General features: G+C 59.0%; 20 protein-coding genes. 6 read left to right on the top strand and 14 right to left on the bottom strand.

Annotated features, from left to right (window positions below):
- Positions 1-277: 277 nt before the first annotated feature.
- The 3 genes from ACEW8J_RS10095 to purT are packed head-to-tail and all read right to left on the bottom strand — an operon-like array spanning position 278 to position 3230.
- Complete coding sequence (locus tag ACEW8J_RS10095; protein ID WP_373491512.1) at positions 278-979, bottom strand: glutathione S-transferase family protein; 702 nt, start codon at positions 977-979, stop codon at positions 278-280.
- Positions 980-1014: 35 nt separating this feature from the next.
- A complete protein-coding gene (locus ACEW8J_RS10090; protein WP_373491511.1) occupies positions 1015-1989 on the bottom strand; it encodes an SDR family NAD(P)-dependent oxidoreductase in 975 nt (324 codons plus the stop codon).
- Between the two features lie 47 nt (positions 1990-2036).
- Positions 2037-3230 carry a formate-dependent phosphoribosylglycinamide formyltransferase gene (gene purT / locus ACEW8J_RS10085; protein WP_373491510.1) on the bottom strand — a complete coding sequence of 398 codons (1194 nt, stop codon included), beginning with the start codon at positions 3228-3230 and terminating at the stop codon, positions 2037-2039.
- 276 nt (positions 3231-3506) lie between these two features.
- Between purT and ACEW8J_RS10080 the strand changes: the two genes are divergently transcribed.
- Together ACEW8J_RS10080 and ACEW8J_RS10075 are read left to right on the top strand one after the other, a co-directional pair.
- Positions 3507-5675 carry a TonB-dependent receptor gene (locus ACEW8J_RS10080; protein ID WP_373491509.1) on the top strand — a complete coding sequence of 723 codons (2169 nt, stop codon included), beginning with the start codon at positions 3507-3509 and terminating at the stop codon, positions 5673-5675.
- 11 nt (positions 5676-5686) lie between these two features.
- Entirely contained in the window at positions 5687-5812 is a 126-nt protein-coding gene (locus ACEW8J_RS10075; protein WP_373491508.1) for an entericidin A/B family lipoprotein, read from the top strand.
- A gap of 107 nt (positions 5813-5919) precedes the next feature.
- Here the strand turns inward: ACEW8J_RS10075 and tatC are convergent, their stop codons facing one another.
- The 9 genes from tatC to ACEW8J_RS10030 form a co-directional block, all read right to left on the bottom strand.
- Positions 5920-6696 (bottom strand): twin-arginine translocase subunit TatC, encoded by a 777-nt coding sequence (gene tatC / locus ACEW8J_RS10070; RefSeq protein ID WP_373491507.1) that lies wholly within the window; start codon positions 6694-6696, stop codon positions 5920-5922.
- Positions 6693-7061, bottom strand: coding sequence for a Sec-independent protein translocase protein TatB (tatB, locus tag ACEW8J_RS10065; RefSeq protein ID WP_373491506.1), 369 nt, complete (start codon positions 7059-7061; stop codon positions 6693-6695). Before tatB ends, tatC begins: the two co-directional genes overlap by 4 nt.
- Positions 7062-7096: 35 nt before the next feature.
- The gene (locus ACEW8J_RS10060; RefSeq protein WP_373491505.1) at positions 7097-7339 is read right to left on the bottom strand and encodes a twin-arginine translocase TatA/TatE family subunit; all 243 of its coding nucleotides are present in this window, start codon (positions 7337-7339) and stop codon (positions 7097-7099) included.
- 25 nt (positions 7340-7364) lie between these two features.
- Positions 7365-8006: an SMC-Scp complex subunit ScpB gene (scpB, locus tag ACEW8J_RS10055; RefSeq protein ID WP_373491514.1), complete on the bottom strand. Its 642-nt coding sequence runs from the start codon at positions 8004-8006 to the stop codon at positions 7365-7367.
- Positions 8007-8052: 46 nt separating this feature from the next.
- Entirely contained in the window at positions 8053-8838 is a 786-nt protein-coding gene (locus ACEW8J_RS10050) for a ScpA family protein (RefSeq protein WP_373491504.1), read from the bottom strand.
- Positions 8835-9854 (bottom strand): beta-N-acetylhexosaminidase, encoded by a 1020-nt coding sequence (nagZ, locus tag ACEW8J_RS10045; protein ID WP_373491513.1) that lies wholly within the window; start codon positions 9852-9854, stop codon positions 8835-8837. The genes ACEW8J_RS10050 and nagZ overlap by 4 nt, the downstream gene beginning before the upstream one ends.
- A gap of 112 nt (positions 9855-9966) precedes the next feature.
- Positions 9967-10605, bottom strand: coding sequence for an SPOR domain-containing protein (locus ACEW8J_RS10040; protein ID WP_373491503.1), 639 nt, complete (start codon positions 10603-10605; stop codon positions 9967-9969).
- Between the two features lie 27 nt (positions 10606-10632).
- Positions 10633-12354 carry an arginine--tRNA ligase gene (gene argS, locus ACEW8J_RS10035; protein WP_373491502.1) on the bottom strand — a complete coding sequence of 574 codons (1722 nt, stop codon included), beginning with the start codon at positions 12352-12354 and terminating at the stop codon, positions 10633-10635.
- A 72-nt stretch (positions 12355-12426) separates the two neighbouring features.
- Positions 12427-13086 (bottom strand): hypothetical protein, encoded by a 660-nt coding sequence (locus tag ACEW8J_RS10030; protein WP_373491501.1) that lies wholly within the window; start codon positions 13084-13086, stop codon positions 12427-12429.
- 157 nt (positions 13087-13243) lie between these two features.
- On the opposite strand from ACEW8J_RS10030, the gene ispH reads away from it, so the two are divergent.
- From ispH to rnhA, 3 genes are read left to right on the top strand one after another with little or no spacing between them, the layout of a single operon-like run.
- On the top strand, positions 13244-14203 hold the full coding sequence (gene ispH, locus ACEW8J_RS10025) for a 4-hydroxy-3-methylbut-2-enyl diphosphate reductase (RefSeq protein ID WP_373491500.1): 960 nt from the start codon (positions 13244-13246) through the stop codon (positions 14201-14203).
- Entirely contained in the window at positions 14203-15162 is a 960-nt protein-coding gene (gene thrB, locus ACEW8J_RS10020) for a homoserine kinase (RefSeq protein WP_373491499.1), read from the top strand. The genes ispH and thrB overlap by 1 nt, the downstream gene beginning before the upstream one ends.
- Positions 15159-15614 (top strand): ribonuclease HI, encoded by a 456-nt coding sequence (gene rnhA / locus ACEW8J_RS10015; protein ID WP_373491498.1) that lies wholly within the window; start codon positions 15159-15161, stop codon positions 15612-15614. The genes thrB and rnhA overlap by 4 nt, the downstream gene beginning before the upstream one ends.
- A gap of 109 nt (positions 15615-15723) precedes the next feature.
- Here the strand turns inward: rnhA and ACEW8J_RS10010 are convergent, their stop codons facing one another.
- Positions 15724-16839 (bottom strand): NAD(P)/FAD-dependent oxidoreductase, encoded by a 1116-nt coding sequence (locus ACEW8J_RS10010; RefSeq protein ID WP_373491497.1) that lies wholly within the window; start codon positions 16837-16839, stop codon positions 15724-15726.
- Positions 16836-17792 carry an alpha/beta fold hydrolase gene (locus tag ACEW8J_RS10005; protein ID WP_373491496.1) on the bottom strand — a complete coding sequence of 319 codons (957 nt, stop codon included), beginning with the start codon at positions 17790-17792 and terminating at the stop codon, positions 16836-16838. The genes ACEW8J_RS10010 and ACEW8J_RS10005 overlap by 4 nt, the downstream gene beginning before the upstream one ends.
- A gap of 95 nt (positions 17793-17887) precedes the next feature.
- On the opposite strand from ACEW8J_RS10005, the gene ACEW8J_RS10000 reads away from it, so the two are divergent.
- On the top strand, positions 17888-18370 hold the full coding sequence (locus tag ACEW8J_RS10000) for a prepilin peptidase (RefSeq protein ID WP_373491495.1): 483 nt from the start codon (positions 17888-17890) through the stop codon (positions 18368-18370).
- Positions 18371-18393: the final 23 nt, after the last annotated feature.

Here is an 18393-nt window from a genome sequence, read left to right as displayed (position 1 = left end):
CCTTGCGTTGATGAAATTACGCAGAAACCTGTCTGAAGTTCCGCTGACATGCAGTGGCCAACAATATTAACCGCACATCATATGTGCATCTAAAAATTTCGATTTCTAATTTCCAATGAGACATCCAGGGACGCCAACTCCTGCAAGGGAACTGCGAACCCGCAGTTGGCCCGCTGCTGGCCCGCTGCAACAATTTGTCAGGCGAGAAAGCCGTCTCGGGATTGCCGCCGGACATTCAAGCTTCTCTCCTATCTTCGGCCGCAACTCCGGCCGGCCATTACGCGCTCAGGTCGAATTTGTCCGGCACGAGTTTCGCGACTATCTTGGCGCAGCCTGCGTTGTTGCGCTGGAAACAGTCATGCTCCCGCATGGCCTGATAATGGGCCACCAGGGCTGGCCAGCGGGATTTGTCGGGCAGACCGGCGAGCATGTCGGTCTGGGCGATCTGGCAAGCGACCGCGATGTCGGCAATGCTGATCGTGTCGCCGATAAAATGGTCGGCGCCGTCTAGCTCTCCCTCCAGATAATCCCATAGCGGCGGCAGTTTCTCATTCCAGGTCTTGCGCGCGGTATCGAGATCCGGCTCCTTGCGCTGGAACAGATTGAAGATGATCGGCCGGAACAGGCCCAGTCCGCCCGCGATCGCCATGCCGGTGTCGGCATATTCCTCGAGCCAGAGCGCCCGGCCATAGTCGAACGGATCGGCGGGATAGACGGCGGGGTCGGGCTGGCATTTTTCCAGATAGCCGCAGATGGCGGAGCTGTCGGTGATCGTGCCGGCTGCGCCATCCTCGGCAATTTCCCGGACCCGCAAGGACGGAATGCGGCCGAGCGGGCTGATTTCCTTGTACCAGTCGGGCATGGCCATGACGCTGACCTCCTCGCAATCATAAGCGAGCCCCTTGAGCGCCATCACAGCCTCGACCTTGCGCTGGAAGGGCGAGAGAGGCGAGCCATAGAGAATATAGGGGGCGGTCATGGGTGGGAAATCTCCGATGTGCATGGGTGGGTTTGTCAGTAAGAAAAAGTCTGGCCGACAGTGGCTTCAGACAGAGTCCATAGCTTCTCTGCATTGCCCGGATCAACGGCATATGACCGGACGCTGCCGTTGGGATCTTCATCATCGACATCCGCGATATGGCAGTCTTCCAGATAGACGCCGCCTTTGCCCTCCAGTTCCACCGCCGTCGCGGCATAGCAAGTGGTGGCGGCCCCCTGCTCCACCGTCTTGAAGGTGAAGCTCCCTCCCGAACGTTCTTCGATCCGTTTCATCAGCACCGCCCTATCATCATCGGACAGATGGCGTCCGAGATTGGTCTGGATGCCGCCCGGATGCACGGCCAGCGCATGAACGCCCTTGCCCGCCAGCCGCTTTTCCAGACCGACGCTGAACATGATGTTGGCGGTCTTCGCCTGACCATAAGCAAGCCATTTGTCATAGTCCCGCGTTTCAAAATGCGGGTCGTCGAAATGCACCGTATCGCCATGATGGCCGCGCGAACTGAGATTTACGATGCGGGCATCTCCTCCGGCTTTTGCGGCTTTGAGAAGGGCGGGCAGCAGCAGATTGGTGAGCAGGAAATGACCGATATGATTGGTGCCGAATTGCAACTCCAGACCATCGCCGGTGGTCATATGCGGAGAGGCCATGACCCCGGCGTTATTGATCAGCAGATCGAACTGGCCATGCTGGACCAGAAAAGCCTCGGCAAAAAACTGGATACTGGCCATCTTGCCCAAATCGCATTCCATCAATTCGATATCCGCATCGGGAACGGAGGTTTTGATTGCCGCCACTGCGGCTTCGCCCTTGGCCATATCGCGTACCGGGATGATGATATGCGCGCCTTTCGCCGCCATTGCCCGTGCGGTTTCCTCGCCGAGACCAGAGGCTCCGCCAGTGATCACGGCGAGCTTGCCCGTCAGGTCTATGCCGTCGAGCACTTCATCTGCGGTGGTGGTGGGGCCAAAATCGCTGCGGTCGGTCATCGGTGTCTCCTTTGTGTCGGCTTTATCGCATGATCGCCGGGGCGCTGCTATTCGTCAAATATAATCTTGACCGCATCCGCTGCCCGCTTCGCCAACTCGCGCGCCGCATCGCTATCCGCACCGGTTGCCAGCGCGACGCCCATGCGTCGATACGGTCTGGTCACCGGCTTGCCGAATATCCGCACATCCACTTCCGCGCCTTCGCGGCCCAGCGCCAGGGCGTCGCCGATGCCGGTGAAGGCAAAATTCTCGCTCTCGCGGTCGGCCAGGATCACCGCGCTGGCGCTGGCCGTTGCGGTCAGGGCGATATGCGGAATCGGCAGGCCCAGGATCGCGCGGGCGTGCAGGTCGAATTCGCTCAGATTCTGGCCGATCAGGGTGACCATGCCGGTATCATGCGGGCGCGGGCTGAGTTCGGAGAAGATCACTTCGCCGGCCTTCGTGACAAAAAACTCGACCCCGAACAGGCCCCAGCCCTTGCCGCCGCCACAAAGATTGTCGACGACCTTGCGCGCCATGTCCCGGGCAATGGCGAGCGCAGAGTCCGTCATCGCCGCCGGTTGCCAGCTTTCCTGATAGTCGCCGCGCTCCTGCCGGTGGCCGATCGGCGGGCAGAAAAGCACGCCGTCGCGGGTGCTGATGGTCAGAAGAGTGATTTCGTAATCGAAATCGACGAACTGCTCGACAATCACCCGCGCCCGGTCGCCGCGCATATTGGCGACGGCATATTTCCATGCGGTTTCGAGACCATCCTCACTGTCGACCTTGCTCTGCCCCTTGCCCGAAGAAGACATCACCGGCTTGATCACCAGCGGCAGGCCGATATCGGCAGCGGCGCTGGCGACCTCAGCGAAGCTTTCGGCATAATGATAGCGCGAGGTGGTCAGACCGAGTTCCTGCGCCGCGACATCGCGGATCGCATCGCGGTTCATGGTCAGCTGGGTGGCGCGGGCCGAGGGAATGATATCATATCCTTCCGCTTCCATCTCGGCGAGAATCTCTGTGCGGATCGCCTCGACCTCGGGGACGACGAGGCCGGGCTGATGCTTTTCGATGACCGCGCGCAGCCTGTCGCCGTCGAGCATCGAGAATATTTCGCAGGCATCGGCGACCTGCATCGCGGGCGCGTCGTCATAGGCGTCGCAGGCAATCACCTGGGCGCCAAGCCGTTTGGCCGAGATGGTGAATTCCCGGCCGAGTTCGCCGGAGCCGAGGAGAAGGATTTTCTTGGTGAAGGTCATGGGACAGGCCATAGCCAAAGCCAGAGGCCTCGTCATCCTGAACTTGTTTCAGGACCTCGTGAGATTGTGCGCTGTCGATAGGGCTCCTGAAACAAGTTCAGGATGACCAAATATTCCAGCCCCCCTCGCCTGACAAAACCCTCTTCTCCGCTCATTGCGCCATTGATAGCAAAATTCGGTCGGCCTGACGACATCTCCGAAATTTAGAATTGATATATCATAACATTTTGTCTATCGGGTCCGCCATTCATTCCCTCAGGTACAGAAGAGTAAATTATGTCGCACAGAAGATTCCTGATTTCCGCTGCCATCCTGGCCCTGCCCGTGGCCCCTGCCTATGCCCAGCAAAGCCAGCCGCCGGCCGAACGGGTAGAACGCGGACTGTCCGATGACTTTCACAACGACAGCATGATTATCGTGACCGCGCCTTATGTCGACCAGCTCGACATATTGGCCGGCACCTCGGTGCTCACCGGTGACGACCTGACAGAAGATCTGCGCGGCCAGATCGGTGACAGTCTGACCGGCCTGCCGGGGGTGTCGTCCACATCTTTTGCGCCGGGATCATCCCGCCCCGTCTTGCGCGGATTTCAGGGACCGCGAGTGCGCGTGCTGACCGACGGCATCGGTTCTCTGGACGCGTCCAACACCTCGGTCGATCACGCGGTGACGATCGATCCGCTGACCGCACAGCGGATCGAAGTTCTGCGCGGGCCGGCGGTGCTGCTGTTCGGCGGTGATGCCATTGGCGGCGCGGTCAATGTGATCGACAAGCGGATTCCGCGCGATATTCCCGATGATGCCGTACATCTCGACGCGATCGGCGGCTATGGCAGTGCTGCCGATGACTGGAGCATCGCCGGATCGGTGGACGTGCCGCTGACGTCGAAGCTGGTGATCCATGCCGACGGCAGCTTTCGCGATACGGGTGACGTCCGGGTTCCCGGCTTTGTCCTGTCTCCAGCCCTGCGTGCCACTGTGCTGGCCGATGCTGCGGAAGAAGCCGAAGAAGGTCATGATGAAGAAGCGGAAGAGCTTTTCGAAGCCGCCAATCAGCGCGGCCGCATTCCGAACTCCGCCAGCCGGACGCAGACTGCCGGTGCCGGGATTGCCTATATCGACGACGGCGGCAATCTGGGTTTCTCGGTCAGCTATTATGATACGAATTACGGCGTTCCATCACGCCCGGGAGCGGGCCATGCGCATGGCGAGGAAGAGGAAGATCATGACGATGACCATGGCGATGACCATGACGAAGAAGAACATGGCGAGGGCCCGGTTACCATCGGCCTCAAGCAGATTCGCGCCGACCTGCGCGGCGGCGTCAACATCGGCGGCTTTTTCGAGGCGCTGAATTTCCGTGCCGGCTATTCGGACTATGAACATACCGAATTCGAAGGCGACGAGATTGGCACCGTCTTCTCCGTTTCCGGGATCGAGGCCAGGGCCGAACTGGTGCAGGCCGAACGCAACGGCTGGCGGGGTGTGATCGGTACGCAGGTACTGGTGCGGGATTTCAATGCCGTCGGTGCGGAAGCCTTTGTTCCGAAGAACAGCCTGGAAAGCTGGGCACTGTTTACCGTCCAGGAAATCGACCTTGGTGACTGGGAAGTGGAAGGCGCATTGCGCTTCGAGCAAACCGATATTTCCGCCAATGTCATCGATTTCGATCGCAGCTTCAACGCCGTTTCCGGCGCCGTCGGACTGGCTTATACGCCGGACGATTCGCCAATCAAGATCGGCGTGAATTTGTCACGAGCCGAGCGGGCGCCATCGGCCGAGGAACTGCTTTCCAACGGTCCCCATATCGCGACCCAGGCCTTTGAAATCGGCAACCCGAATTTCACCACCGAGAAAAGTTGGGGCGGCGAGCTATACGCACGCTGGAACAGCAAAGATGTTCAACTGAGCGCCACTGCCTATGCCAATAAGTTCGACGATTATATCTTCGAGGCCGAAACCGCCGGCGAGGAAGACGGATTGCCGATATTCCAGTATTTCCAGCGCGATGCGACCTATTATGGCTTCGAGGCTTCTGCATCTGCGGTGTTCGCACGGGCCAGCGGCTTCGAATTCATCGCCCACGGCGTCGCCGATTATGTCCGCGCCAAGATTGATGACGGTGGCGGTTCGGTTCCCCGCATCCCGCCGCTACGGCTGCTGGGCGGACTCAAGGCGCATAGCGAGTCGCTCGATCTGCGCGCGGAAGTGGAATGGTCGGCCAGCCAGAACAAGATTGCCGCCTTCGAAACCCCGAGCGACAGTTTCACGATGGTCAACGCCTCGGCTGCCTGGCGTCCTTTCGGCAAGGAAGGCAACATCACCCTGCTTGCCTCGGCCAATAACATCTTCGACGTCGATGCCCGCCGTCATGCTTCGTTCACAAAAGACTATGTACCACTGTCCGGTCGTGATATTCGCCTCAGTGCGAAGTTCAGTTTTTAGGATATAGTGATATGCAGAAAATTACCGTTGCAATCTTGATTTCATCCATGCTCGTACTCAGCGCGTGCAACACCGTCAAAGGTGCGGGCCGGGATATCGAGTCGGTTGGCCGTGCTGGTGAGAAAGCCATCGACTGACAAAAATTGGTCCTGAGCCTGTCGGATGACGCATCTGGTTGATGGTCGTGGTTCGACAGGCTTGCCAATATCGGAATCTGGCCATGGGGAACAAGGCCATTCGCTGATCAGGGCGAGACTATCGCCCGCTTCCTGCGATCGGTGAGCCACATGATCACCAGCGAGACTTCGTAGAGCAGGATCAGCGGGATGCCGAGCATCAGCTGCGACACCACGTCCGGTGGCGTCAGGATCGCGGACAGCGCGAAGGCGCCGACAATCATATAACGGCGCGCGCTTTTGAGCTGCTGCCTGCTCACAATGCCCGCGCGATTGAGCAGCAACAACAAGACCGGTAGCTGGAAACAGACCCCGAATGCCAGAATGAACTGCATCACCAGCGACAGGTAATCTCCCATCGCCGGCAGGGCTTCCTGTTGCAGGCCGCCAACCGGGCCTTCAAATCCCAGAAAAAACCGGAACGCCGTCGGCATGACAATGAAATAGGCGAGCGAAGCCCCGGCGATGAAGAGCACCGGTGTGGCGATCAGAAAGGGCAGAAACGCCTTTTTTTCCTTCGCGTACAAGCCAGGCGCCACAAAGGCCCAGAGCTGGTTGGAGATGATCGGAAAGGCGAGAAAAAAGGCGGCGAACATCGCTACCTTGATCTCGACGAAAAAGGCCTCGTATAGCTTGGTGTAGATCAGCTTGCCCTCGCCAGCCGGAAAGGCGTCGGTGAGTGGCTGGACCAATATACCAAAAATCTCGTCGGCGAAAAATATGCTGACCAGAAAGGCGGCCGTCAGGGCTGCGACCGACCAGAGCAGTCGCTGGCGCAATTCGATCAGATGCTCGATCAGCGGTGCCTTGCTGTCATCCAGATCCGCTTTGCTATGTTCATTCATGACTTGCTGTCGCCGGGAGGCGGGAGATCGGGACGGTCCTCGGCAGGCGCCGACCGGTCGGCTGGTTCCCCGGATGGCCCGTCCAGCGGCTCCATCCTGGGCTCCGGCACGGCATTGTCGTCGGGAATAGCGGGATGCTCGCGCATGATCCGTTCATTCTCCGAGGCCCATTTCTTTTCCATTTCCTGCAGTTCGGCCTCGCGCACCATCGCATCAAGCCCGGTGCGGAAATTGGCCATCACGCCGCGCGCCTTGGCCATCCACTTGCCCGCTGCCGCGAGCGCGCGTGGTAGTTCCTTGGGCCCGATGACGACAGTGGCAACGATCGCGATGATCGCGATCTCGGAAATGGATAGGTCAAACATAGTCTATGTGGCCCCCAGCCCTAAGGCCGGCCCAATCAACCAGCCGTCTTGTCAGCGGTCTTGCTGGTCTCGGCCGAGCTATCGCCGGTCTTGCTGTCAATCTGGGGAGCGGGCTTTGCAGCGGGAGTGGACGTGTTTGTTTCCTCGTCGGTAATCCCTTGCTTGAAAGAACGGATGCCCTTGCCGACATCACCCATCATTTCGGAAATCCGGCCGCGACCAAACAGAATCAGTACCAGCGCTGCTACAATTAGAATCTGCCAAATACTCGGTTGCATGCGATATTCTCCTTATGCGACCTATTTAGGCGCTTTCGCTTTGGTTTTCCAGCAAAACACCATCTTCTTCTGCAAACTCCATCTCAGCGGCCGGATCGGAGTCCGGTTCAGCGTCGGATTCCGCGTCCAGCTGATCCAGCACGAGATCGACCGCATCCAGCAATCCCGCTGCTTTCAGTTCATCAATGCCGGGCAGGTCCTTGCGGCTGTGCAAGCCGAAATGGGTCAGAAAATCCGCGGTGGTCGCATAGATCAGTGGCCGGCCCGGCACTTCGCGGCGACCGGCCGGGCGTACCCAGCCCGCTTCCATCAGCACATCGAGCGTACCCTTGGCCACCTGCACGCCCCGGATGGCTTCGATTTCGGCACGGCTGACCGGTTCATGATAGGCAATGATCGCCAGCGTTTCCATGCCGGCACGGCTGAGCTTGCGCAGCTCCGCCCGTTCGCGGCGCAACAGGTGAGACAGATCCTGAGCGGTCTGGAAATGCCAGCGGTCGCCTGTCTTCAGCAGAACGATGCCGCGATGCTTGAAATCATCCTGCAGGTCCGCCAATATCTGGCGAATATCCAGCTCTTCCCCGACATAGGCCTTGATATCGGCGAGCGTCATCGGCTTTTCCGAGGCAAATAGCGTTGCCTCGACCGCGCGCTTGCCGATATCCATGGCATCGGTTGCCATTTCGATCAGGCTGGTGTCTTCCATCTCATGTTCAGCCATGGGTCGTCGCCTTTATTCTGAGCGGTGCAAAACTGCTTTCCTGCTGCAACTCCAATTTTCCCTGCCGAGCCAGTTCCAGGGTTGCCAGAAAACTGGAGGCCAGCGCCGATTTACGAAGTTCGGGGGGTGCACCCGGAGGGAGGAAATGGCGGATATCCATCCAGTCTATCGCTTGACCCAGCATCATGGACACCCGGGCGAGCGCATCTTCGAGAGTCATCACCATCCGCTGCCGGACGATGTGGATCGCGGGTGCACTGCGCATCTTGACGCGGGAATATGCCGCGATCAGATCGTAATATTCCGCCTGCCAGTGCCGGTCCTTCACTACCCTCAAACCCTCCGGCGCGCCGCGCATGAACACGTCCCGGCCAATCCGGTCCCTGGCCAGCAGCCGCGCGCCCGATTCCCGCATCGCGTTCAGCCGCTCCAGCCGCATCTGCAGCCGCAGCGCCAGTTCTTCGGGCGATGGATCGATTTCCGGATCGCGGGGCAGCAGCAGGCCTGACTTCAGATAGGTGAGCCAGGCCGCCATCACCAGATAGTCGGCCGCCAGCTCCAGCCGCAGGGTCTGGGCGCTGGCAATATATTTGAGATATTCCTGGACCAGCTCGAGGATCGAAATCTCGCGCAAATCGACCTTCTGGTTGCGGGCCAAGGCAAGCAGCAGATCGAGCGGCCCTTCCCAGCCGTCGATATTGAGCGTCAGCGAGCCCTCGTCCGAAGCCTGCGGTTCGGGCGGAAAAAAGAAGCCTTCGTCTTGCGGCTCCTGGCTCACGCTGCCGCTGCCATGAGTGAATCACGCCGGTCGAGCAGTTCCGCCAGTTCGCTGACAGCATCGGCGCCCTTGCTCTCCGCGATCGTCGCCATGGCCCGGTCCAGCCGCTGCCGGGTTTTTTCCGACATCGGTACCAGCCGTTCGGCAATCCCGATCATGTCATCCATCCTGGCCCAGCAATTGAGCGCGATGTCGCAGCCCGCTGCCTGCGCCCGTTCGGCCCGCTCCGGAACTGTCCCGGACAGCGCCTCCATGTCGAGATCATCGGTGAACAGCAGCCCGTCAAAACCGATCCGGTCGCGGATGATATCCTGGATGACGGTTTTCGACAGTGTCGACGGTTGCTCTGCATCCCAGGCGGTAAACAGCAAATGGCCGGTCATGCCCATTGGCGCCTGGTTCAGCGTCCGGAACGGAGCCAGATCGAGTTGCAGCTCTTGGTCGCTCGCCGTCACCGTCGGCAAGGCCTTGTGCGTATCGACGCTGGTCCGGCCATGGCCAGGCAGATGCTTGACCACGCCGACCACGCCGCCACGCTGCAATCCGTCAAGGATCGCGCGTCCCAGCGCCGCGACCCGCATCGGCTCGCTACCCAGTGCACGGTCACCGATGACATTGTCGGCATTCGGCTGGCGGACATCGAGCAGCGGCAGGCAATCCACCGTGATCCCGACTTCGCGCAGGGTTGCCGCTATCGCTTGCGCGTTGAGACGCGCCGCCTCGATCGCCGTCGCCGGGGCGATGTCGTAAAGCCGGTCAAATATCTCGCCGGCCGGGAATTTGGGCCAGACCGGCTCCTGCATCCGTGCCACCCGACCACCTTCCTGATCGATCAATATCGCCAGATCGTCGCGGCCATGGATAGCGCGCAGCCCGTCGGTGAGCGCGCGCAACTGTGCCTTGCTCTCGATATTACGGCCAAAAATGATATAGCCCGCCGGGTCACAATCGCGGAAAAACGCCTTTTCGTCAGCGGTCAGACTCAGCCCCGTCACTCCAAAAACCGCTGGTGTCATGGCCATGATATATATTTCTCACGCAACATATCTTATACTCGCGCCGTTTCGCAGCCGGGTAAAGGCGAAAGCACCGTTATCCACAGCGCTTCAACCAACTATTGCCCTTGAGCTAGCGAACGACGAGACAGCTTTCCCCCGCGGCCTTGATATTGTTGCAAATCTGCTGGGCCGCTTCCCGGCTTGGGGCGACCGCGTTCAGACGGTATATGGTACCGCCGTCGATAGTGGCGGGGAGAATCTTTTTCGGTAGCGCTCCGACCGCTTCAAACCGCCGCGCATAGCCAGCCCAGCTGCTGTCGGCGAGATTGGCCGAACTATAGGCACCGAGCTGGATCAGAGCCGCTCCTGCAGCGTCACCAGCGGGTGTCTCATCGGATCTGCGGATTGGCGATTCGGTCTGGACCGGTTCACCCAGCTGCGCCGGTCTTTCCTCGCCTTGGCTGGCGGCAAAGCTGGCATCGCCCTCGCCTTCAAATTGCCGGGCCTGCGGGTCGTCGGGACGAACCTTATAGTCGCCTTCCTGGGCAGCGATCAATTCGCCATCACCGTCCAGCCCGCCGCCATCACGATTCTGCATCCAGTAAATCCCGCCGACGATCACCGCCAGCAACAGCAAGCCCGCGCCGACAAACAGCGCCACCCGGGCTGGAGAATATTCCTCGTCATCATCATAATCTTCGGCCGATTCCAGCCAGGGCAGACGATCTTCGTCGTCCAGATCGAGACTGTCGCGGGTGGTGTCTGACATTTCATGCTCCGTTCGCCTAGAGGCCGATCACATCGATTCTGCAGCCTCGGCACCCATGAGCGCCAGACCATTCTTGACAGTCTGCCCGATATTCTTGGCCAAGAAAAGCCTCGCCGATGTTGTTTCCGGGTCGTTAACCATCAGGATCCGCTTGTCAGGCCGGTCATTGCCCAGATTATAAAAACCGTGGAAAGCCGCTGCGAGGTCGTTCAGGTAGAATGCGACTCGGTGAGGTTCGCGCGATGCAGCAGCCGATTCGATGATCCGCGGAAATTGCGCCGCCATCTTGACGAGGTCCATTTCTTCTTCGCCCAGCCGGTCGAGATGGTCGGGAGAAGGCGTGAGACCCTCATCGGCGGCCTTGCGCAAGGTCGACTGGATCCGGGCATGGGCATATTGCACGTAGAAGACCGGATTGTCGCGCGAAGCTTCCGTCACCTTGGCGAAATCAAAGTCCATCTGGGCATCAGCCTTGCGCGTCAACATGGTGAACCGCACGGCGTCCTTGCCCACTTCCTCGACCATATCTGCGATGGTAACGAAATTGCCCGAACGTTTGGACATTTTTTCCGGTTCGCCGTTGCGCAGCAAGCGAACCATCTGCACCAGCTTCACATCAAATTTGGTCTTGCCGCCGGTCAGCGCGGCGACCGCAGCCTTGATCCGCTTGACGGTGCCACTGTGGTCCGCGCCCCAAATATCGATCAACTCGTCGGCCGTCTGCGCTTTCTGGAAATGATAGGCGAGATCGCCGCCGAAATAGGTCCAGCGGCCGTCGGATTTCTTGATCGGCCGGTCCTGATCGTCGCCAAATTGCGTGGACCGGAACAAGGGCAGCACGACCGGCTCCCAATCGTCAATGACCTTGCCCTTGGGCTGTTCGAGCAGACCGTCATACACCAGATCGCGGGACCGCAGCTCGGCTTCAGCCTTATCCGCCTTGCCCGCTTCGTGGAGTTCGGCCTCCGACGAAAAAATATCATGCCGGATTCCGAGCAGGGCGAGGTCAGAGCGGATCATGTCCATCATCCTGGCGACGGCTGCCTTGCGGAAGAGCAAGAGCCATTCGGATTCCGGTGCGTCTTTGTATTGATCGCCGAATTCGGCAGCCAGTGCCTCCCCCACCGGGACCAGATAGTCGCCGGGATACAGGCCCTCGGCAATCGTGCCGATATTATCGCCCAATGCTTCGCGATAGCGCAAATGCGCCGAGCGGGCGAGCGTATCGACCTGTGAACCGGCATCATTGACATAATATTCGCGGATCACCTTGTGACCGACTGCCTCGAGCAGATCGGCCAATGCATCCCCAACCACCGCGCCGCGGCAATGACCCATGTGCATCGGTCCCGTCGGATTGGCAGAGACATATTCGATATTGACGGTAACGCCCTTGCCTTTGTCCGATCGGCCATATTCTCCGCCAAGACGCGCGATCTCCAGCAGTTCACTGCGCAGCACAGCTGCAGAAACGCGCAGATTGATAAATCCGGGACCGGCAATGTCGACTTGCTGCACATCGTCCAGTGTAACCAGCTTTTCTGCAATTTTCTCAGCCAGATCGCGCGGTTTCAGGCCCGCCGCTTTCGACAGGACCATCGCCGCGTTGGTCGACAGGTCCCCGTGCGAAGGATCGCGCGGTGGTTCGAGCGTGACATTCTCACGGTCCATTCCGACCGGCAGCGTTCCCGCTTCGGTCAATTCGTCCAATATCGTATCAATATGGTTCTGAAAAATATGGAACAGCATGATTGGTTCAATTCGTCATAGGAGAAAGGGCCCGATTGATCAGGCGAATTTATTCTTCATTTTCAGCGACCCTTATCGGGTAGCGTTATATTGCAACTGTGCCGGGGTCAGCTGAAAACCGATCAGCAGTTCGAAAGACGAGCGGGCAACGGCGGCCTTGATCGTCGGGTCGGCCAGCGGATCGAGCGCCGCATCCGGATCTCCCGGCTTGCGCCTGCGGGTGAGCCGCTCGACCACATCTTCCGGCAAACGTGCAGCGGAGGCATCGATATAGGATCCTGCCTTGCCCGAAGCGCTTGCCCGATAGGCACCATCGGCAAATTGCAGCGTTACAGTGTTGACCCGTTTCGACACCACTGCGGTGCCGCCTTGGATAACGGTGGCAAAATAGGGAATGGTAACGGTGCGGGCACCGGTCGGCTGGGTGCGCGATGCATAGACGTCAAACGTCGCTTCGGTATAAATCCGCGCGCCTTCGCTGTTGCAGGTCGAGCGGACATTGGTGATGTTGGCGACCACGTCAATGGCGCTCGCATGGGTGCTGTTCACGGGATTGAAGATGGTGATATCGCCGGTATGATTGGGAACCGCAACCGCTGGACAGCCGGAGCGGGTAACCGCAATGCCGACCCCGGAACTGACATCGATTGCGCCGTCTCTCGCACATCCGCTAACGGCCAAGACCGTGACCGCCGCCAATATCATTTTCTCAAACCGGCCATTCGCCATCATTTTCAATCCTTGCCTTTGATCACGGACTACACACATAGGCTCCATGCGCACCGATAAAAGTTCGCAACCCTTATCTGGGCCTTTAATGCGGTGCAACCGTCCATAAGATGAACGGATGGGCTTTTCGCCGGGACACTTATTCCCTAAAGGAACATACATGATTCATTCCGATAAGCAGAAACGGCAGATAGACTTGCTTGTGGCCACACCCCGCGGCTTTTGCGCCGGCGTCGACAGGGCGATAAAAATCGTCGAGCTGTCGATAAAAAAATATGGAGCGCCGGTCTATGTTCGGCACGAAATCGTCCATAACCGCTATGTCGTGGATGAACTGAAGAAACTGGGCGCGATATTTGTCGAGGAACTGGATGAAGTGCCAGATGGCGTACCGGTGGTATTTTCTGCCCATGGCGTGCCAAAAGCGGTGCCGCACAAGGCGGAAGAGCGCGGGCTGGAATATCTTGATGCGACCTGCCCCCTGGTGTCCAAAGTGCATCGCCAGGCGGAACGGCAGACCGAAGCCGGGCGGCATATCATCTTTGTCGGCCACGCCAATCATCCCGAAGTCATCGGGACCTTCGGCCAAGTCGAGGATGGCCAGATGACATTGGTGGAGACGCTGGAAGACGTTGCCGCGTTGCAGCCCGAGGATCCTGACTCGCTGGCCTTTCTGACGCAGACTACCCTGTCCGTCGATGACACGCATGCCATTGTCGACGCGTTGCAAGCGCGCTTTCCCAATATTGTCGGGCCGAAAGGGGAAGATATTTGCTACGCCACATCCAATCGCCAGGATGCAGTGAAGAAAATCGCCGAAGATTGTGATCTGGTGCTGGTCATCGGCGCACCCAACAGCTCGAACAGCCTGCGCCTGGTCGAAGTGGCCGAGCGTTGCGGTTCTGCTGCCAAACTGATCCAGCGGGCTGACGAGATCGACCTCGCCTGGCTGGACGGCATCAGCAGAGTGGGACTGACCGCCGGCGCCTCGGCTCCGGAAATATTGGTGCAGGAAGTGATGACCCTGCTCGGAGAACATTTCGAAATCCGGATGGAAAAGGTCAAGACCGCCGAGGAAAAGATGATCTTCAAACTGCCGCGTGGTCTCGAAGCGGCCTGATGGCGGTCTATACCAGGGTTAGTGCGGAGGAAATCGGTCAGTTTCTGGGTCGCTTCAATGTGGGCACATTGGTGTCCGCCAAAGGCATTGCCGAAGGCGTCGAGAACAGCAATTATCTGCTCGAGACGACGCAAGGCAAATATATCCTGACCTTATATGAAAAACGGGTCGATCCTGCGGATCTGCCGTTCTTCATCGCCTTGCTCGACCATCTGGCGGCGCATGGCTGTCTGGTGCCGCCGATGATTGCCGACCGCGAAGGCCAGAAGATCCAGAAATTATGCGGTCGCAGCGCTTGCCTGATCATGTTTCTGCCCGGCGTGTCGGTCAGTCACCCCACCGAAGCGCAAGCCCGGTCGACCGGCCAGGCGCTGGGAGACATGCACGAGGCGCTGGCGAATTTTGATCGGGAACGGCGCAATATTCTCGATCATGATGGCTGGCGCGCACTGGCGGACCAATGCGGGACCGCCGAGCTCGGAAAAATTGCTCCCGGTCTGGCGCAGGTGATTGCCGGGGAACTGGATCATCTGGACGAGCATTGGCCCCATGAATTGCCCCGATCGGCCATTCATGCCGATCTGTTTCCCGACAATGTGTTGATGCTGGGCGATCAGGTGACCGGCCTGATCGACTTTTATTTTTCCTGCACCGATATCCGTGCCTATGATCTGGCGGTAACCCACGCAGCCTGGTGCTTTTCCGAGGATGGCACGGCGTTTCAGGCGCCGATATCGCGGGCCTTGATCGGTGGTTATGCTTCGGCCTTCACACTCAGCAATGCCGAACGCGGTGCGCTGTCCGTGCTTGCCCGGGGTGCCGCGCTGCGCTTTCTGCTCACACGGGCCTATGACTGGATCAACACGCCGGCCGGTGCGCTGGTGACGCGCAAGGACCCTCAGGCCTTTCTCCATCGGCTGCAATATTATCAGAAGAATCCGGATATTTTTACCTCATGAACCAATCGCAATGCGTGGAGATCGCCACCGACGGCGCGTGCAAGGGCAATCCTGGACCTGGCGGCTGGGGTGCGTTGATCCGATTGGGCGACAAGGAAAAGGAGATTTCCGGCGGCGAACCGGATACGACCAACAACCGGATGGAACTGCGCGCCGCGATCGAGGCGCTCAACGCGCTCAAGCGGCCCTGCAAGGTCAAGCTGTCGATCGACAGCACCTATGTCAAGGATGGCATCACCAAATGGATATTTGGCTGGCAGAAGAACGGCTGGCGGACCGCCGCCAGAAAGCCGGTCAAGAATGCCGATCTCTGGCAGGAATTGTTAAAGGCGGTCGAACCGCATCAGATAGAGTGGCACTGGGTCAGAGGCCATGACGGCGATGCCGATAACGAGCGCGCCGACCAACTGGCGAGCGACGCCGCGCTCAATATCGCCCGGAACAATTTCTAGCCATTGCCTTCTGTGCCCGCCGCCAGGCCGCTTTTTTCGATTGAGCGGACAGCATTTTAACGAATATTTGCGCCCTTTCGATCCTCTCGAAGCATAAATATCTGAGTGTCTAAGAGAAGCGCGATGCCGCGTAGAGGCTGGTATCGATCGTGCGCAGGCATTCATCCATCGGCTGGTTCAGCAACAGCGAACGGGCCAGTTTCGCTGTCGCCGGAGCGGTCTGGATGCCAAATCCGCCCTGCCCGGCGAACCAGAAGAAATCCGGGCTTGCAATATCATATCCGATTACGGGCAGCCGATCCGGGGCAAAGCTGCGCAGACCTGCCCATTTCCGGCTGACCCGCATGACCCGCACATCGAGCACTTTTTCAAACCGGTCGATCGCCATGGCAACGCTCAGCTCGTCCGGAGCGACATCGCCTGGCTCGGCCGGAATTTCATCATGCGGGCTCAGCCAGTAGCTGCCCCCCGCTTCCGGTTTGAAATAAAAACTGCCATCCAGCCCGACCACCAACGGTCTGTCGCGCGTCGAAGGAGGATCGGTTTCGATCTGGACCATATTGCGGATCAAGGGCTGTATGCCGACCGGTTTGACTCCCGCCAGTCGGGCAACTTTATCGGCCCAGGCCCCGGCCGCATTGACCAGCACCGTCGCTCGATAGGTTTCGCCGCTGGCGACCAGCTCCCAGTGCCCGTCCGATTTGCGGATCTGGCTGACCGGTGCCCGGCAGACAAGATCGACAGCCTTGCGCCTCGCATCTCGCAGATAGGCGGCGTGCAGCGCGGCGACATCGATATCACAGCAGTCCGGTTCGTATACTGCTTGAGTCCAGACCGGCTTCAGTTCCGGAATGAGCGCAGCGGTCTGCGTCCAGGACCATCTTTCCATGGCGAGACCATTGTCGGCAAAATCCGCCAGAAACTGGTCGGCCAGATCCGGCTGATCACTGCGCGCGATGTTGATCGCACCGCGCGGACCAAGGAAGCCGGTGGACGAAAATTCCGGGGGCGGGCTTTCCAGAAAATCCCGCGAAGCGGTTGTCAGAGGCTGGACCAGCGGCCCACCATAGCTTTCCGTCCAGAAAGCTGCGGAGCGCCCGGTGGCATGATAGCCGGGATGATCCTCGGCCTCGAGCAACAGCACCGATCGATGCGCTCCGATTTCAGAGGCGATGCTGGCTCCGGCGATACCGGCACCGATGATGGCGACATCAAAATGCTTCATCTCCGGGGCGCGACCCGGTCGAGAAAACCAAAGCAGGCCTTGAGCGCCGCACCACGCACTTCATCAACTTCGCGAAATATTTCATGGGCGGATTCCGGACCGAATAATGTCATCTCGGCCTTGGGCATAAGGTGCACAGCGCGTTCGATCGTTGCATGATCGACCAGTTCGTCGGAAGACATCGCCAGCACCAGCACCGGTATGTCCATCTGCATCAGCCTATGCCGGTCGCGCAATTTTCGGGTCGAGGCATAAGCCCGTTCGACCCAGCGCCAGCTTGCCGGTCCCAGCCGCACGAAAGGCCGCTCACGAAACCAGAAAAACTCGTCAGCATAGCGGTCGGCATCGTGAGTCAGCAAAGCCTGACGAGGCACATAAGGTTCCAGCGGATCTTCATTCGGCTTCCACGCCCGCCGTTTGGCCCGGCCGATGGCGCACATGAACTTGGCGATCGCCTGCGCGGCCCATTCCGGCATACCGCCGCCGGCAAGAGCGAGCATCGGTGCGCTCAATATGGCTGCGTCGGGATGGATCCGTTGCTCGATCAGCGCGCGCAGCACCAAATGCCCTCCCAGACTGTGACCCAAAACGACATGCGGCCCGGCATGGCTGGTGCGCCATTGATCATTTAGCGCCACCAAATCCTCCACCCAGGTGGCGAAATCGTCAATATGGCCGACGTGCGGGTGCGGGCCGCAACGGCCCGATCCGCCCTGCCCGCGCCAGTCTACCGAGGTGACATTCCAGCCCTGCGTGTGGAAATCGTGAAATGTTTCCAGATATTTTTCGTAAAAATCTGCCCGTCCGGTCATGAACAGGACTGAGCCGCGCGGCCGGTCCTGCATCCAGTCCAGTCGCCGGAATTTCCAGCCATCCGGGCCAATCCAGGACCCCTCTACAATCTCGGGTGGAATGGACCGGCGATCAAAGCGCTTATCTTTCAAGTCTGTCATATCACGCTTTATCGTTGTCACTGGTTCGGAAGACAAAATCGCTCCGGCTATTGTGGTTACTATTTGGTAAGGCAAATTGGCTAAACGCTCTGGCCATGGATAACGAGACCTTCATCTACTTGCTCTGGGGCGGATTGGCAATTGCACTGATTGTTGCAGCGGTTACCGATCTCAAAAGTCGTCATATTTCCAATTGGCTCAATCTCGTCATTGCTTTGGGCGCACCGCTATACTGGATATTCAGCGGCATGGCCTTCTGGCCGGATATGATCGGGCAGATTGGTTTGGCTGCTATCATATTTACCATATTTGCCGGAATGTTCGCGATCGGCGCCATGGGCGGCGGTGACGTCAAACTGCTGACCGCCATGGCATTGTGGATGCATTGGCTGACCTTTCTCGAGTTGCTGGTGATCATGTCGATCGCTGGCGGTCTGCTGACGCTGTTAATGATGATCGGCAGGCAAATACGAAAGACCGAGGGGGCCATAAAGGTGCCTTACGGTGTCGCCATCGCATTTTCCGGGCTTTGGACGATCTGGGGCATAACGGGGCATAGTTCACAAACGATATTTTAACCATTTTCCTCGAAAGAGGCAGT

Source organism: Parasphingorhabdus sp. (genome assembly GCF_041748495.1).
Classification (GTDB): domain Bacteria; phylum Pseudomonadota; class Alphaproteobacteria; order Sphingomonadales; family Sphingomonadaceae; genus Parasphingorhabdus.
Note: the sequence above shows the minus strand (reverse complement) of the source record. Positions and strands in the feature narration are given on the sequence as shown.

Excerpts from the sequence above, each read along its gene's own strand:
- ispH (WP_373491500.1), top strand. The coding sequence starts at position 13,244 with ATGATTCATTCCGATAAGCAGAAACGGCAGATAGACTTGCTTGTGGCC.
- ACEW8J_RS10005 (WP_373491496.1), bottom strand. The coding sequence starts at position 17,792 with ATGACAGACTTGAAAGATAAGCGCTTTGATCGCCGGTCCATTCCACCC.
- ACEW8J_RS10080 (WP_373491509.1), top strand. The coding sequence starts at position 3,507 with ATGTCGCACAGAAGATTCCTGATTTCCGCTGCCATCCTGGCCCTGCCC.
- ACEW8J_RS10090 (WP_373491511.1), bottom strand. The coding sequence starts at position 1,989 with ATGACCGACCGCAGCGATTTTGGCCCCACCACCACCGCAGATGAAGTG.
- ACEW8J_RS10030 (WP_373491501.1), bottom strand. The coding sequence starts at position 13,086 with ATGATGGCGAATGGCCGGTTTGAGAAAATGATATTGGCGGCGGTCACG.
- ACEW8J_RS10075 (WP_373491508.1), top strand. The coding sequence starts at position 5,687 with ATGCAGAAAATTACCGTTGCAATCTTGATTTCATCCATGCTCGTACTC.
- ACEW8J_RS10000 (WP_373491495.1), top strand. The coding sequence starts at position 17,888 with ATGGATAACGAGACCTTCATCTACTTGCTCTGGGGCGGATTGGCAATT.
- scpB (WP_373491514.1), bottom strand. The coding sequence starts at position 8,006 with ATGGATATCGGCAAGCGCGCGGTCGAGGCAACGCTATTTGCCTCGGAA.
- rnhA (WP_373491498.1), top strand. The coding sequence starts at position 15,159 with ATGAACCAATCGCAATGCGTGGAGATCGCCACCGACGGCGCGTGCAAG.
- ACEW8J_RS10060 (WP_373491505.1), bottom strand. The coding sequence starts at position 7,339 with ATGCAACCGAGTATTTGGCAGATTCTAATTGTAGCAGCGCTGGTACTG.
- tatB (WP_373491506.1), bottom strand. The coding sequence starts at position 7,061 with ATGTTTGACCTATCCATTTCCGAGATCGCGATCATCGCGATCGTTGCC.
- tatC (WP_373491507.1), bottom strand. The coding sequence starts at position 6,696 with ATGAATGAACATAGCAAAGCGGATCTGGATGACAGCAAGGCACCGCTG.
- ACEW8J_RS10040 (WP_373491503.1), bottom strand. The coding sequence starts at position 10,605 with ATGTCAGACACCACCCGCGACAGTCTCGATCTGGACGACGAAGATCGT.
- purT (WP_373491510.1), bottom strand. The coding sequence starts at position 3,230 with ATGACCTTCACCAAGAAAATCCTTCTCCTCGGCTCCGGCGAACTCGGC.
- argS (WP_373491502.1), bottom strand. The coding sequence starts at position 12,354 with ATGCTGTTCCATATTTTTCAGAACCATATTGATACGATATTGGACGAA.
- nagZ (WP_373491513.1), bottom strand. The coding sequence starts at position 9,854 with ATGACACCAGCGGTTTTTGGAGTGACGGGGCTGAGTCTGACCGCTGAC.
- ACEW8J_RS10010 (WP_373491497.1), bottom strand. The coding sequence starts at position 16,839 with ATGAAGCATTTTGATGTCGCCATCATCGGTGCCGGTATCGCCGGAGCC.
- ACEW8J_RS10095 (WP_373491512.1), bottom strand. The coding sequence starts at position 979 with ATGACCGCCCCCTATATTCTCTATGGCTCGCCTCTCTCGCCCTTCCAG.
- thrB (WP_373491499.1), top strand. The coding sequence starts at position 14,203 with ATGGCGGTCTATACCAGGGTTAGTGCGGAGGAAATCGGTCAGTTTCTG.